This is a genomic window from Streptomyces sp. enrichment culture (genome assembly GCF_964272895.1).
Classification (GTDB): Bacteria; Actinomycetota; Actinomycetes; order Streptomycetales; family Streptomycetaceae; genus Streptomyces.
The window spans coordinates 5552501-5566769 of record NZ_OZ186832.1 but is presented as its reverse complement, the minus strand read 5'-3'; the positions used below and the strand labels follow the sequence as shown (position 1 = coordinate 5566769).

Sequence of the window (14269 nt, the reverse complement as noted above, 5' to 3'; positions counted from 1 at the left end):
GCTCCTGCGGACACCCGGAACTGACGTCCGGCCAAGAAGCCCTTGCCGGGCGTCAGTTCTGCGAGGGCAGCGTGGGCGAACCGCCCGCACCGGGCTCCAGCGCGTCCAGCGCCCGCCGCAGTCCGGTGAGTTTGCGCTCCAGATGGGCGGCCGTGGCCACCGCCGCGGCGTCCGCGGAGTCGCCCTCCAGCTGCTTGGACAGCGCCTCGGCCTGCTCCTCGACCGCCGCGAGCCGCGCCGACAGCTCGGCCAGCAGCCCCGCCGACTCCTTGCCGGGGACGGCCGCGCCGCTCTTGCCGCCGCCCTCCAACTGCAGCCGCAGCAGCGCCGCCTGCTCACGCAGCTGGCAGTTCTTCATGTACAGCTCGACGAACACCGACACCTTCGCCCGCAGCACCCACGGGTCGAACGGCTTGGAGATGTAGTCGACCGCACCGGCCGCGTAGCCGCGGAAGGTGTGGTGCGGGCCGTGGTTGATGGCCGTGAGGAAGATGATCGGGATGTCCCTGGTGCGCTCGCGGCGCTTGATGTGCGCGGCCGTCTCGAAGCCGTCCATCCCCGGCATCTGGACATCCAGCAGGATGACCGCGAAGTCGTCCGTGAGCAGTGCTTTGAGCGCTTCCTCCCCGGACGATGCCCGAACCAGCGTCTGATCGAGCGCCGAGAGGATCGCCTCCAGCGCCAGCAGATTCTCCGGCCGGTCATCGACCAGGAGGATCTTGGCCTTCTGCACCATGGCCCGCCCTCCTCGCCCCGGCGTGGGGCCTCCCCTGTCCTCAGGACTCGGGGTGACACCGGTCGGCGCCGCCCCAGGGGACGACTCCCTTTCGCCGCCCGTCCTCGTGCCGGTCATGGTAGCCGCACCCCACCCATCGCCACACCCTGTCACCGCGATGTCACTGTGTACGTAGCAGAAACGCAGCGTGAGACCAGAAGGTTCCCCGAATCCCGCACTTCTACACGGCGCCGGGCACACTCCGTCAGCAACTCCGCGTGAACGTGCCGGGTTCCCGCCGGACACCCCGGCGGGGCCCCTCACGCGGTCCCACCGGCCCCTCACGCGATCCCACCGGCCCCCTCACGCGATCCCATCGGCCCCTTCACGCGGCCGCATCGGGGCCCTTCACTCGCCTCGCATCCACTGCTGCATCACCGACAGCAGGTGATCGGGGTCGACCGGCTTGGTCACATAGTCGGAGGCGCCCGACTCGATGGCCTTCTCCCGGTCGCCCTTCATCGCCTTCGCCGTCAGCGCCACGATCGGCAGCCCCGCGAACTGCGGCATCCGGCGGATCGCGGTCGTCGTGGCGTAGCCGTCCATCTCCGGCATCATGATGTCCATCAGCACGACCGCGACATCGTCGTGCTGCTCCAGCACCTCGATGCCCTCACGGCCGTTCTCGGCGTACAGCACCGACAGGCCGTGCTGCTCCAGGACGCTGGTCAGCGCGAAGACGTTGCGGATGTCGTCGTCGACGATGAGGACCTTCTCGCCGGCGAACCGGATGCCACCGCGCGGCTGCGGCGCCGATTCCTGATCGGCCGCCGACCAGCGCTCGCCCTGCTCCCCGCCGTGCCCGTTCGCGGAGGCCCGGCGCCGGCGCCGGAACAGCGCGGCGGCACCGTTCTGCGTCTCGTGGTACGACTTCACCTCGGCCGGCGTCTCGATCGCCTGCTCGGGCAGCAGCTCCTGCTCGCCCGCCGACTCCCCCGGCGGAAGGGCCGCCTGCTGGTAGCCGTGCGGGGGCAGCTCGGCCGGGTGCAGCGGCAGGTACAGGGTGAACGTCGAGCCGCGGCCCGGCTCGCTCTGCGCGTGGATCTCGCCGCCGAGCAGCTGGGCGATCTCCCGCGAGATCGACAGGCCGAGCCCGGTGCCGCCGTACTTGCGGCTGGTCGTGCCGTCGGCCTGCTTGAACGCCTCGAAGATCACCCGCATCTTGCTGGCCGCGATGCCGATGCCGGTGTCCGTCACCGAGAACGCGATCAGCGGCGCGTCCGGATCGGTCAGCGACCCCGCCTCCAGCAGCTGCTCCCTGATCGCCACCGGCACATCCGCGCTCGCCGGCCGGATCACCAGCTCCACCGACCCGGAGTCGGTGAACTTCACCGCGTTGGACAGCAGATTGCGCAGCACCTGCAGCAGCCGCTGCTCGTCGGTGTGCAGGGTGGCCGGCAGCTCGGGCGAGACCCGCACCGACAGGTCCAGACCCTTCTCCGCGGTCAGCGGCCGGAAGGTGGCCTCCACGTAGTCGACGAGCTGGACGAGCGCGATACGCGTCGGGGAGACGTCCATCTTGCCCGCCTCGACCTTCGACAGGTCCAGGATGTCGTTGATCAGCTGGAGCAGGTCGGAGCCCGCCCCGTGGATCGTCTCGGCGAACTCCACCTGCTTCGGGGTGAGGTTGCCCTCGGCGTTGTCGGCGAGCAGCTTGGCCAGGATCAGCAGCGAGTTCAGCGGGGTGCGCAGCTCGTGCGACATGTTGGCCAGGAACTCGCTCTTGTAGCGCATGGAGACGGCCAGTTGCTCGGCGCGCTCCTCCAGGACCTGCCGCGCCTCCTCGATCTCGGTGTTCTTCACTTCGATGTCGCGGTTCTGCCGCGCCAGCAGCTCGGCCTTCTCCTCCAGTTCGGCGTTGGACGCCTGGAGCGCCTTCTGCCGGTTCTCCAACTCCGCGGACCGCTCGCGCAGTTGCTCGGTCAGCTCCTGCGACTGCTTGAGCAGGACCTCGGTCTTGGTGTTGACGGAGATGGTGTTGACGCTGGTGGCGATCATCTCCGCGATCTGGTTGAGGAAGTCCTTCTGGATCTGCGTGAACGGCGTGAAGGAGGCCAGCTCGATCACGCCGAGCACCTTGCCCTCGAAGAGCACCGGCAGCACGATGACCTGCGCCGGCGGGGCCTCGCCCAGCCCGGAGGAGATCTTCAGATAGCCGCTGGGGGCGTTCTCCACCAGGATCGTGCGCTTCTCCAGGGCCGCCGTGCCCACCAGCGCCTCGCCGGGCCGGAACGAGGTCGGCATCGAGCCCATCGAGTAGCCGTAGCTGCCGAGCATCCGCAGCTCGTACTGGTCCTCGTTCTCCGCGCTCAGGTCCTGCTCGTCGGCCAGCGGCATCGCCAGGAAGAACGCCCCGTGCTGCGCGGAGACCACCGGCGTCAGCTCGCTCATGATCAGCGAGGCGACGTCCTGCAGATCACGGCGGCCCTGCATCAGCGCGGAGATCCGGGCGAGGTTGCCCTTGAGCCAGTCCTGCTCCTTGTTGGCGATCGTGGTGTCGCGCAGGTTGGCGATCATCTTGTTGATGTAGTCCTGGAGTTCCTGGATCTCGCCGGACGCGTCCACGTCGATCTTGAGGTTCAGGTCGCCGCGGGTCACCGCGGTCGCCACGCGCGCGATGGCACGCACCTGCCGGGTCAGGTTCCCGGCCATCTCGTTCACGGACTCCGTCAGGTCCCGCCAGGTGCCGTCCACGTCACGCACGCGTGCCTGACCGCCGAGCTGCCCCTCGGTGCCCACCTCGCGGGCCACCCGCGTGACCTCCTCGGCGAAGCTGGACAGCTGGTCGACCATCGTGTTGATCGTCGTCTTCAACTCGAGGATCTCACCGCGGGCGTCGATGTCGATCTTCTTCGTCAGGTCACCCTTGGCGATGGCCGTCGTGACCATCGCGATGTTGCGCACCTGGCCGGTCAGGTTGGACGCCATCTGGTTCACCGACTCGGTGAGGTCCTTCCACGTCCCCGCCACACCCGGCACATGCGCCTGACCGCCCAGGATGCCGTCCGTACCCACCTCACGGGCCACCTTGGTGACCTGCTCGGCGAACGAACTCAGCGTCTTCACCATGGTGTTGAAGGTGTCCGCGAGCTGCGCGACCTCACCGCGCGCCTCGATCGTCACCGTCCGCGTCAGGTCACCGTTGGCGACCGCGGCCGCGACCTGGGAGATGTTGCGCACCTGCATGGTCAGGTTCTTGGCCATCAGGTTCACGTTGTCGCTGAGGTCCTCCCAGATGCCCGTGACACCCGGTACGTGCGCCTGGCCGCCCAGGATGCCCTCGGTACCCACCTCGCGGGCCACGCGCGTCACCTGCTCGGCGAACGACGACAGCTGGTCCACCATCGTGTTGACGGTGGTCACCAGCTCAAGGATCTCGCCCTTGGCGTCGACGGTGATCTTCTTCGACAGGTCGCCCTTGGCGACCGCGGTCGTGACGTCGGCGATCGACCGCACCTGCACGGTGAGGTTGTTCGCCATGAAGTTCACCGACTGCGTCAGGTCCTTCCAGGTGCCGGCGACGCCCTGCACCTCGGCCTGACCGCCCAGCTTGCCCTCGGTGCCCACCTCGCGGGCCACCCTGGTGACCTCCTCCGCGAAGGAGGACAGCTGGTCGACCATGGTGTTCAGGGTGTTCTTCAGCTCCAGGATCTCGCCGCGCGCGTCGACGGTGATCTTCTGGGACAGGTCACCGCGGGCCACCGCGGTGGCGACCTGAGCGATCTGCCGCACCTGGGCCGTCAGATTGCCGGCCATGCCGTTCACCGAGTCGGTCAGGTCACGCCACACACCGGCCACGCCGGGCACCTGCGCCTGACCGCCGAGCCGGCCCTCCGTACCCACCTCGCGGGCCACTCGGGTCACCTGGTCGGCGAAGCTCGACAACTGGTCGACCATCGTGTTGATGGTGTTCTTCAGCTCCAGGATCTCGCCGCGCGCGTCGATCGTGATCTTCTGCGAGAGATCACCGCGCGCCACGGCCGTCGTCACCTGAGCGATCTGCCGCACCTGAGCGGTCAGATTGCCGGTGATGGAGTTGACGGAGTCCGTCAGCTCCTTCCAGGTGCCCGACACCCCGTCGACCCGCGCCTGCCCGCCCAGCCGGCCCTCGGTGCCGACCTCCCGCGCCATCCGCGTGACCTGGTCGGCGAAGCTCGACAGCTGGTCCACCATCGTGTTCACGGTGTTCTTCAGCTGGAGCATCTCACCGGAGACGTCCACGGTGACCTTCTGCGACAGATCACCGTTGGCCACCGCCGTCGTCACCTGGGCGATGTTCCTCACCTGTCCGGTGAGATTCCGGAACGCCGTGTTGACGCTGTCCGTGAGGTCCTTCCACGTCCCCGCGGCCCCCGGCACCTGCGCCTGACCGCCCAGCTCACCCTCGACGCCGATCTCCCGCGCGACCCGCGTCACCTCGGCACCGAACGCCGAGAGCTGGTCCACCATGCCGTTGACGGTGTTCTTCAGCTCCAGCATCTCGCCGGCCACGTCCACCGTGACCTTCTGCGACAGATCACCGTTGGCCACCGCCGTCGTCACCGCCGCGATGTCCCGCACCTGGATCGTCAGGTTCCGGAACACCGTGTTGACGGAGTCGGTGAGGTCCTTCCAGGTCCCCGCGGCACCGGGCACATTCGCCTGACCGCCGAGCCGCCCCTCGGAACCGACCTCGTTGGCCACCCGCGTGACCTCGTCCGCGAAGATCCGCAGCGTCTCGGTCATCTGGTTGATCGTCTCGGCGAGCTGCGCGACCTCGCCCCGCGCCGGGACGGTCACCTTCCGCGACAGATCACCGTTGGCCACCGCCGTGGTCACCTCGGCGATCCCGCGCACCTGGGCCGTCAGATTGCCGGCCATGGTGTTCACCGAGTCGGTGAGTTCCTTCCACACCCCGTCCACGCCCGGCACCTGCGCCTGCCCGCCCAGGATGCCGTCGGTGCCCACCTCACGGGCGACCCGCGTCACCTCCGAGGAGAACGCCGAGAGCCGGTCGACCATCGTGTTGACGGTCTCCTTCAGCTCCAGCATCTCGCCGGCCACATGCACGGTCACCTTGCGTGACAGATCGCCCTTGGCGACCGCCGTCGTCACCAGCGCGATGTCCCGCACCTGCGCGGTCAACCGGTCCGCCATGGTGTTGACCGACTCCGTCAGGTCCTTCCACGAACCCGACATACCGCGCACCTGCGCCTGACCGCCGAGCTTGCCCTCGGTGCCCACCTCGCTGGCCACCCGCGTGACCTCGTCGGTGAACGTCGACAGCTGGTCGACCAGGTTGTTCACGGTCCGCCCGACCTTCAGGAACTCCCCGCGCAGCGGATGCCCGCTGCCGTCCGGCCCCTGCGTCCGCAGCTCCATCCGCGGCGACAGATCGCCCTCGGCCACCGCCGACAGCACCCGCCCCACCTCGGAGACGGGCCAGACCAGCTCGTCGACCAGCGCGTTCGAGGCGTCGATCGCGGTCGCCCACGACCCCTCACACGCCCCCGTCTCCAGCCGCTCCGTGAGCTTTCCCTCACGTCCCACCACGCGCCGCACCCGCGACAGCTCACCGGTCAGATGCAGATTGCGGTCGGCCACCTCGTTGAAGACCGCGGCGATCTCCGACATCACACCGTCGCCGGACACCGTCAGCCGCCTGCGGAAGTTCCCGTCCCGCATCGCCACCAGAGCAGCCAGCAGCCGGTTCAGGGCAGCCGTGTCCACCGCGGTGGTCCCACCGCGTGCCTTGCGCGGATCGCGCGTCTTCGTGCCCCGCGTCGCTGCGCCAGACTCCACTGTGTCCCTCCCGCAGGGGTCGACCGTCACTGCTGTGCTCCGGTGCTGACCAAGTGCTGTTTGTCACGGACAGTCACCGGTCGGCGAACGAGCCCATCAAGAACCACTGCCCGCCGAATCCGGACGCCACTCCGGCCGTCCGGACTTCCTCCACAAGCCTGCCCAGTGTTTCACCCCGCCCGAACCAGGCCATAACAGTTCGGCAGCTTCGCACACCGTCCGCACACCCTCCGGACGTAAAACACCGGCGACCGGCATCCGCATGGACGGGGAAGGTAAGTAACCTTGCATGCGGCTGTCCAGCCGCGCCGGTCCGTCCGGCCTGGGCGGTGGCACGGAGACGAGCGGGCATCGGAGGGGCGGCCGCACACATGACCACCGGACTGATCCCGGGGGCGCAACCCCCGGAACCCCGGCCGGCAAGCGCTCTGCCCGCACAGACGCGCCACGAGCCCGCCGACCGGGCAGCCCAGCACACCGACGACGACCGGCCGAGGAGTTCCGTGATCACCGCGCGCGCGGCTGCCAGCTTCGAGCCCGTCGGGCGCTCGGTCGCCTCCGCCCGCTCCTTCGTCCGCGACACCCTCCAGGGCTGGGGCTTCGCCGACATCGTCGACGACGCCGTGGTCCTCACCAGCGAGCTGGTCACCAACGCCGTCGTCCACGCGGGCACCGCCGCGGACGTCCTGTGCCTGCGGACCGACGACGGCGTACGCATCGAGGTCGCCGACCGCTATCCCGAGCGGGAGATCCCGCTCCAGGGCGCCGCCGTCTCCATGGGCAGCCCCGACCGCGAGGGCGGCCGCGGCCTCCAGCTCTGCGCGGCCCTCGCCGGCCGCTGGGGCGTGGAGTACACGCCCACGCACAAGACGGTCTGGTTCCAGCTCGTCCTGCCCGGACGCCATGTCGGCACCCGCGCCGCCGGCCCCTCCCTGCCGGCCGACCTGCTGCCGCTCGCCGACGGCCGCGTCCGCGTCGCCGTCGTCCAGATCGACCGCACCGGCGCCATCACCGCCTGGAACGAGGACGCCGAGGAACTCTTCGGCCACAAGGCCGACCAGGTCAGCGGCAAACCCCTCACCGACCTCACCGCCTGGCCGCACACCCCGGGCACCGGCACCGGCGTCGCCGAGGCGCTCCAGCTCTCCCGCTGGGAGGGCAGCTACGGCATCCGCGACGCCGCCGGCCGGGTCGTCTCCGTCTACGCCTCCCACCTGCGCGTCCGTGACACCGGCGGCGAACCCTCCACGGTCTGCCTTCTCGTACGCGACCACGAACGCGCCGTCCTGCAGACCCCGCTGCGCGGCGGCTCCAGCGACTCCACCCCCTCCGGCGAGGGCCAGAACGCCGACCCCTTCGAGGTGTTCATCGGCTCCCCCGCCCCCGACGACCTCGACGGCCTCCTCCAGCGCACGGTGGAACGCGCCCGCGACATGCTCGACGGCGACTCCGCCTTCCTCCTCCTCGCCACCGACGACGAGACGGAACTGGAGGTCCGCGCCTCCACCGGCCTGCCCTCCGCCCGCCAGCGCTTCGCCCGCGTCCCCGTCGAGGCAGGCCCCGGCCGCTACGGCTCCGCCCGCATGCCCGCCGTCCACGACGACCTCACCGCGGTCCCCGGCGCCGTGCCCCTGCTGGACGGCACCGGCATGCGCTCCGTCGTCACCGTGCCCCTCAAGGTCGAGGGCCGCCTCACCGGCTCCCTCGGCGTCGCCGCCGAGTCCCCCGGCCGCTACAGCAACGAAGAGGCCCTCCGCCTCCAGTTCGCCGCCGACCGCATCGCCCTCGCCGTCGAGTCCGCCCGCCTCGGCGAACTCGAACGCCTGCGCCGCGGCTCCCTCAGCTTCCTCGTCGAGGCGTCCGACCTCCTCGCCGGCACCCTCGACCGCGACCAGACCCTGGCCCTGATGGCCCAGATGACGGTCCCCACCCTGGCCACCTGGTGCGCCGTCTACACCATCGCCGACCAGGCATCGGAGCCGTATCTGTCGTACGTCCTGCACGAGGACGAGGAACTCATCGACGGCATCAAGTCGTTGCTCTCGAAGATCCCCCCGCCGGACCCGGTCCCCACCCCCGGCGCCCGCGTCTGGACGGCCCCCGCCGAAGTCGCCCACCAGGCCGCCCTGCGCACCTCCATGCGCAGCCTCGGCCTCGGCGAACCGGCCACCGTCAGCTCCGGCATCGGCACCACCCTCGCCACCGCCGGAGCGGTCGGCGGCGAGACGGTCGTCCTGCCCCTGGTCGCCCGCAACCGCGTCATCGGCATGCTGACCCTCGGCAAGCCCACCGACGAACACTTCCGCCAAGAGATCCTGGAGTTGGCGGAGGACCTGTCCCGCCGGGCCGCCCTCGCCCTGGACAACGCCCGCCTCTACTCCGAGCGCACCGCCATCAGCCAGTCCCTCCAGCGCAGCCTCCTGCCGCCCGAACTCCCGCAGATCGACGGCGTCGAGGTCGAGGTCATCTACCGCGCGGCCGGCGAGGGCAACGAGGTCGGCGGCGACTTCTACGACGTCTTCCCCATCAGCGACGGCGCCTACGGCTTCGCCATCGGCGACGTCTGCGGTACGGGACCCAACGCGGCGGCCGTCACGGGCCTCGCCCGGCACGCCCTGCGCCTCCTGGCCCGCGAGGGCCTCAGCGGCCCGGCCGTGCTGGAGCGGCTCAACTCCGCGATCCTCGACGAGGGAGCCCGCAGCCGCTTCCTCACCCTCCTCTACGGGGAGCTGCGCCCGCAGCCCGACGGCAGCGCCGAGCTGAAGGTCGTCTGCGCCGGCCACCCCCTCCCGCTGCGCCTGCGCCAGGACGGCACGGTCGAGGCCGCCGCCGAACCCCAGCCTCTGCTGGGCGTCCTGGAGGACCTGGAGCTCTACGAGCAGACGGTCACCCTCGACCCCGGCGACGTCCTGCTCTGCGTCACCGACGGTGTCACCGAACGCCGGGAGGGCAGCCGCATGCTGGGCGACGACGGCCTCGCCGACGTCCTGACGACCTGCACGGGCCTCACGGCCGGCGCGGTGGCCGCCCGGATCATGCGCGCCGTGGAACGCTTCGCCTCCGACGCCCCCTCCGACGACATGGCGATCCTGGCCATGCGCGTCCCCGGTCTGCACAACACCTGAGCCGATGCCCCGGGCCGGACCGGCCCGGGGCTTTTCCCGGAACAAACTCCAGAACACACCCCGGACATGCGAAAGGCCCCCGCCCACAAGGGCGGAGGCCGTTTCTTCTGAGCCCCCAAACGGAATCGAACCGTTGACCTTCTCCTTACCATGGAGACGCTCTGCCGACTGAGCTATAGGGGCCGGTCGCTTTTTCTCGGGGTTTCCCCCGCAGCAACTGAATAGATCATACCCCGAACGAAGCCGAACTCCCAAACTCGTTCAGACAGCCGGCTGGAGCAGCCCCCCGAGCGCATTGCAGGCCGCCACGATCCGCTGCATGTCCCGCTTGGTCAACGACGCGTCCACCGGCAGCGCCAACGTCTCGTCGGCCGCCCTCTCCGTCTCCGGCAAAGACACACACCGCCGGAACTCAGGAAGCCGATGCACAGGCGTCTTCACCGGTACCCGGCAGTCAATTCCCTTGCCGCGCACGGCACGAGCGAACGCATCCCGGTCGGGCCGCCCATTCCCCGGCACCCGGACGACGTACTGCTGATAGGTGTGCCCCACCGAACTCTCCGGCGTGACCACGCCCTTCAACCGCTCGTCGAGGTACGCAGCACGCTGCCGGCGCTGCGCGATCTCGTCGTACGGTGCCTCCGACTCGCCCTCCTGCAGCACCAGCAGCCCCCGCTGCTGCGCCACGGCGTGCAGTCCCGCGACATCCGCGGGCCGCCCGAACCGATGGACGACCACCACGGCCGCGGTCCGCGACGTGACCGCCGCCTCGACAGCCACCGGATCGAGGCAGTACGTCACCGGATCTATGTCCGCGAACACCGGAAGCCCTCCGGCCAGTGTCACGGCCTCCGCGACCTCGACATTCCCGAAGGCCGGCACGATCACCTCGTCACCGAGTCCGACACCGGCGGCCCTGAGCATCGCAGCAGTACCCATGAGTGGGATGCTGAGCGCGCAACGTGAACGTCAAGTGACGCGCAACAAAAAAGGGTTGGACCCGGAACAGAAGTTCCAGGTCCAACCCTTGTAATAATTGTTCGGCGGCGTCCTACTCTCCCACAGGGTCCCCCCTGCAGTACCATCGGCGCTGTAAGGCTTAGCTTCCGGGTTCGGAATGTAACCGGGCGTTTCCCCTACGCTATGACCACCGAAACACTATGAAACTGTCAACCGGAGCCGTAGCCATGACTACAACGGTTGTTCGTGGTTTCAGAACCAACACAGTGGACGCGAGCAACTGAGGACAAGCCCTCGGCCTATTAGTACCGGTCAACTCCACACGTTACCGTGCTTCCATATCCGGCCTATCAACCCAGTCGTCTACTGGGAGCCTTACCCCATCAAGTGGGTGGGAGTCCTCATCTCGAAGCAGGCTTCCCGCTTAGATGCTTTCAGCGGTTATCCCTCCCGAACGTAGCCAACCAGCCATGCCCTTGGCAGAACAACTGGCACACCAGAGGTTCGTCCGTCCCGGTCCTCTCGTACTAGGGACAGCCCTTCTCAAGACTCCTACGCGCACAGCGGATAGGGACCGAACTGTCTCACGACGTTCTAAACCCAGCTCGCGTACCGCTTTAATGGGCGAACAGCCCAACCCTTGGGACCGACTCCAGCCCCAGGATGCGACGAGCCGACATCGAGGTGCCAAACCATCCCGTCGATATGGACTCTTGGGGAAGATCAGCCTGTTATCCCCGGGGTACCTTTTATCCGTTGAGCGACGGCGCTTCCACAAGCCACCGCCGGATCACTAGTCCCGACTTTCGTCCCTGCTCGACCCGTCGGTCTCACAGTCAAGCTCCCTTGTGCACTTACACTCAACACCTGATTGCCAACCAGGCTGAGGGAACCTTTGGGCGCCTCCGTTACCCTTTGGGAGGCAACCGCCCCAGTTAAACTACCCATCAGACACTGTCCCTGATCCGGATCACGGACCCAGGTTAGACATCCAGCACGACCAGACTGGTATTTCAACGACGACTCCACCTGAACTGGCGTCCAAGCTTCACAGTCTCCCAGCTATCCTACACAAGCCGAACCGAACACCAATATCAAACTGTAGTAAAGGTCCCGGGGTCTTTCCGTCCTGCTGCGCGAAACGAGCATCTTTACTCGTAGTGCAATTTCACCGGGCCTATGGTTGAGACAGTCGAGAAGTCGTTACGCCATTCGTGCAGGTCGGAACTTACCCGACAAGGAATTTCGCTACCTTAGGATGGTTATAGTTACCACCGCCGTTTACTGGCGCTTAAGTTCTCAGCTTCGCCCACCCGAAAGTGAGCTAACCGGTCCCCTTAACGTTCCAGCACCGGGCAGGCGTCAGTCCGTATACATCGCCTTACGGCTTCGCACGGACCTGTGTTTTTAGTAAACAGTCGCTTCTCGCTGGTCTCTGCGGCCACCCCCAGCTCACGGAGTAAATCCGATCACCAGGAATGGCCCCCCTTCTCCCGAAGTTACGGGGGCATTTTGCCGAGTTCCTTAACCATAGTTCACCCGAACGCCTCGGTATTCTCTACCTGACCACCTGAGTCGGTTTAGGGTACGGGCCGCCATGAAACTCGCTAGAGGCTTTTCTCGACAGCATAGGATCATCCACTTCACCACAATCGGCTCGGCATCAGGTCTCAGACACATGGTGTGCGGATTTGCCTACACACCGTCCTACACCCTTACCCCGGGACAACCACCGCCCGGGATGGACTACCTTCCTGCGTCACCCCATCACTCACCTACTACCAGCTCGGGTCACCGGCTCCACCACTCCCCTTCACCCGAAGGATCCGGGGCGGCTTCACGGGCTTAGCATCACTGGATTCGATGTTTGACGCTTCACAGCGGGTACCGGAATATCAACCGGTTATCCATCGACTACGCCTGTCGGCCTCGCCTTAGGTCCCGACTTACCCTGGGCAGATCAGCTTGACCCAGGAACCCTTAGTCAATCGGCGCAAACGTTTCTCACGTTTGTATCGCTACTCATGCCTGCATTCTCACTCGTCAACCGTCCACGACTACCTTCCGGTGCCGCTTCACCCGGCAGACGACGCTCCCCTACCCATCACAGCAGGCGTTGGCCCTTAATGCTGCAATGACACGACTTCGGCGGTACGCTTGAGCCCCGCTACATTGTCGGCGCGGAATCACTAGACCAGTGAGCTATTACGCACTCTTTCAAGGGTGGCTGCTTCTAAGCCAACCTCCTGGTTGTCTGTGCGACTCCACATCCTTTCCCACTTAGCGTACGCTTAGGGGCCTTAGTCGATGCTCTGGGCTGTTTCCCTCTCGACCATGGAGCTTATCCCCCACAGTCTCACTGCCGCGCTCTCACTTACCGGCATTCGGAGTTTGGCTAAGGTCAGTAACCCGGTAGGGCCCATCGCCTATCCAGTGCTCTACCTCCGGCAAGAAACACACGACGCTGCACCTAAATGCATTTCGGGGAGAACCAGCTATCACGGAGTTTGATTGGCCTTTCACCCCTAACCACAGGTCATCCCCCAGGTTTTCAACCCTGGTGGGTTCGGTCCTCCACGAAGTCTTACCTCCGCTTCAACCTGCCCATGGCTAGATCACTCCGCTTCGGGTCTTGAGCGTGCTACTAAAATCGCCCTGTTCGGACTCGCTTTCGCTACGGCTTCCCCACCCGGGTTAACCTCGCAACACACCGCAAACTCGCAGGCTCATTCTTCAAAAGGCACGCAGTCACGAGACACCAGCAAGCTGATGTCCGACGCTCCCACGGCTTGTAGGCACACGGTTTCAGGTACTATTTCACTCCCCTCCCGGGGTACTTTTCACCATTCCCTCACGGTACTATCCGCTATCGGTCACCAGGGAATATTTAGGCTTAGCGGGTGGTCCCGCCAGATTCACACGGGATTTCTCGGGCCCCGTGCTACTTGGGTGTCTCTCAAACGAGCCGCTGACGTTTCGACTACGGGGGTCTTACCCTCTACGCCGGACCTTTCGCATGTCCTTCGCCTACATCAACGGTTTCTGACTCGTCCTGTCGCCGGCAGACGACAGAAGAGAGATCCCACAACCCCGCATGCGCAACCCCTGCCGGGTCTCACACGCATACGGTTTGGCCTCATCCGGTTTCGCTCGCCACTACTCCCGGAATCACGGTTGTTTTCTCTTCCTGAGGGTACTGAGATGTTTCACTTCCCCTCGTTCCCTCCACACTGCCTATGTGTTCAGCAGTGGGTGACAGCCCATGACGACTGCCGGGTTTCCCCATTCGGAAACCCCCGGATCAAAGCCTGGTTGACGACTCCCCGGGGACTATCGCGGCCTCCCACGTCCTTCATCGGTTCCTGGTGCCAAGGCATCCACCGTGCGCCCTTAAAAACTTGGCCACAGATGCTCGCGTCCACTGTGCAGTTCTCAAACAACGACCAACCACCCGTCACAACCCACCGAAGCAGATTTTTACCGGGGCCGGCACTGAAGGCGACCTCGCGGCCGAACCCTCAGATACCCAACAGCGTGCCCGACCAGCCTCTGTCCGGAGATCGTGCGTTCCACGCTCTTACGAGCAGTACTAGCAGCCTCCGACCCAGAACCAGGCCGAGTAGTCAAC

4 protein-coding genes, 1 tRNA gene and 2 rRNA genes are annotated in these 14269 nt (G+C 66.7%); 1 reads left to right on the top strand and 6 read right to left on the bottom strand.

Annotated elements, in window-relative coordinates:
• Positions 1–52: 52 nt before the first annotated feature.
• Complete coding sequence (locus ACSU6M_RS25165; RefSeq protein WP_437072498.1) at positions 53–736, bottom strand: response regulator; 684 nt, start codon at positions 734–736, stop codon at positions 53–55.
• A 387-nt stretch (positions 737–1123) separates the two neighbouring features.
• Complete coding sequence (locus tag ACSU6M_RS25160; RefSeq protein ID WP_437072497.1) at positions 1124–6556, bottom strand: HAMP domain-containing protein; 5433 nt, start codon at positions 6554–6556, stop codon at positions 1124–1126.
• Between the two features lie 371 nt (positions 6557–6927).
• Here ACSU6M_RS25160 and ACSU6M_RS25155 point away from each other — a divergent pair, with 371 nt between their 5' ends.
• A complete protein-coding gene (locus ACSU6M_RS25155; RefSeq protein WP_437072495.1) occupies positions 6928–9681 on the top strand; it encodes a SpoIIE family protein phosphatase in 2754 nt (917 codons plus the stop codon).
• A gap of 110 nt (positions 9682–9791) precedes the next feature.
• Here the strand turns inward: ACSU6M_RS25155 and ACSU6M_RS25150 are convergent.
• The 4 genes from ACSU6M_RS25150 to ACSU6M_RS25135 form a co-directional block, all read right to left on the bottom strand.
• Positions 9792–9864: transfer RNA gene (locus ACSU6M_RS25150), tRNA-Thr, on the bottom strand.
• A 78-nt stretch (positions 9865–9942) separates the two neighbouring features.
• Positions 9943–10605, bottom strand: a complete 663-nt coding sequence (locus tag ACSU6M_RS25145) for a DegT/DnrJ/EryC1/StrS family aminotransferase (RefSeq protein ID WP_437072494.1) — start codon at positions 10603–10605, stop codon at positions 9943–9945.
• A gap of 114 nt (positions 10606–10719) precedes the next feature.
• Positions 10720–10836, bottom strand: a 5S ribosomal RNA gene (gene rrf / locus ACSU6M_RS25140).
• Positions 10837–10923: 87 nt separating this feature from the next.
• Positions 10924–14045, bottom strand: a 23S ribosomal RNA gene (locus ACSU6M_RS25135).
• Positions 14046–14269 lie beyond the last annotated feature (224 nt).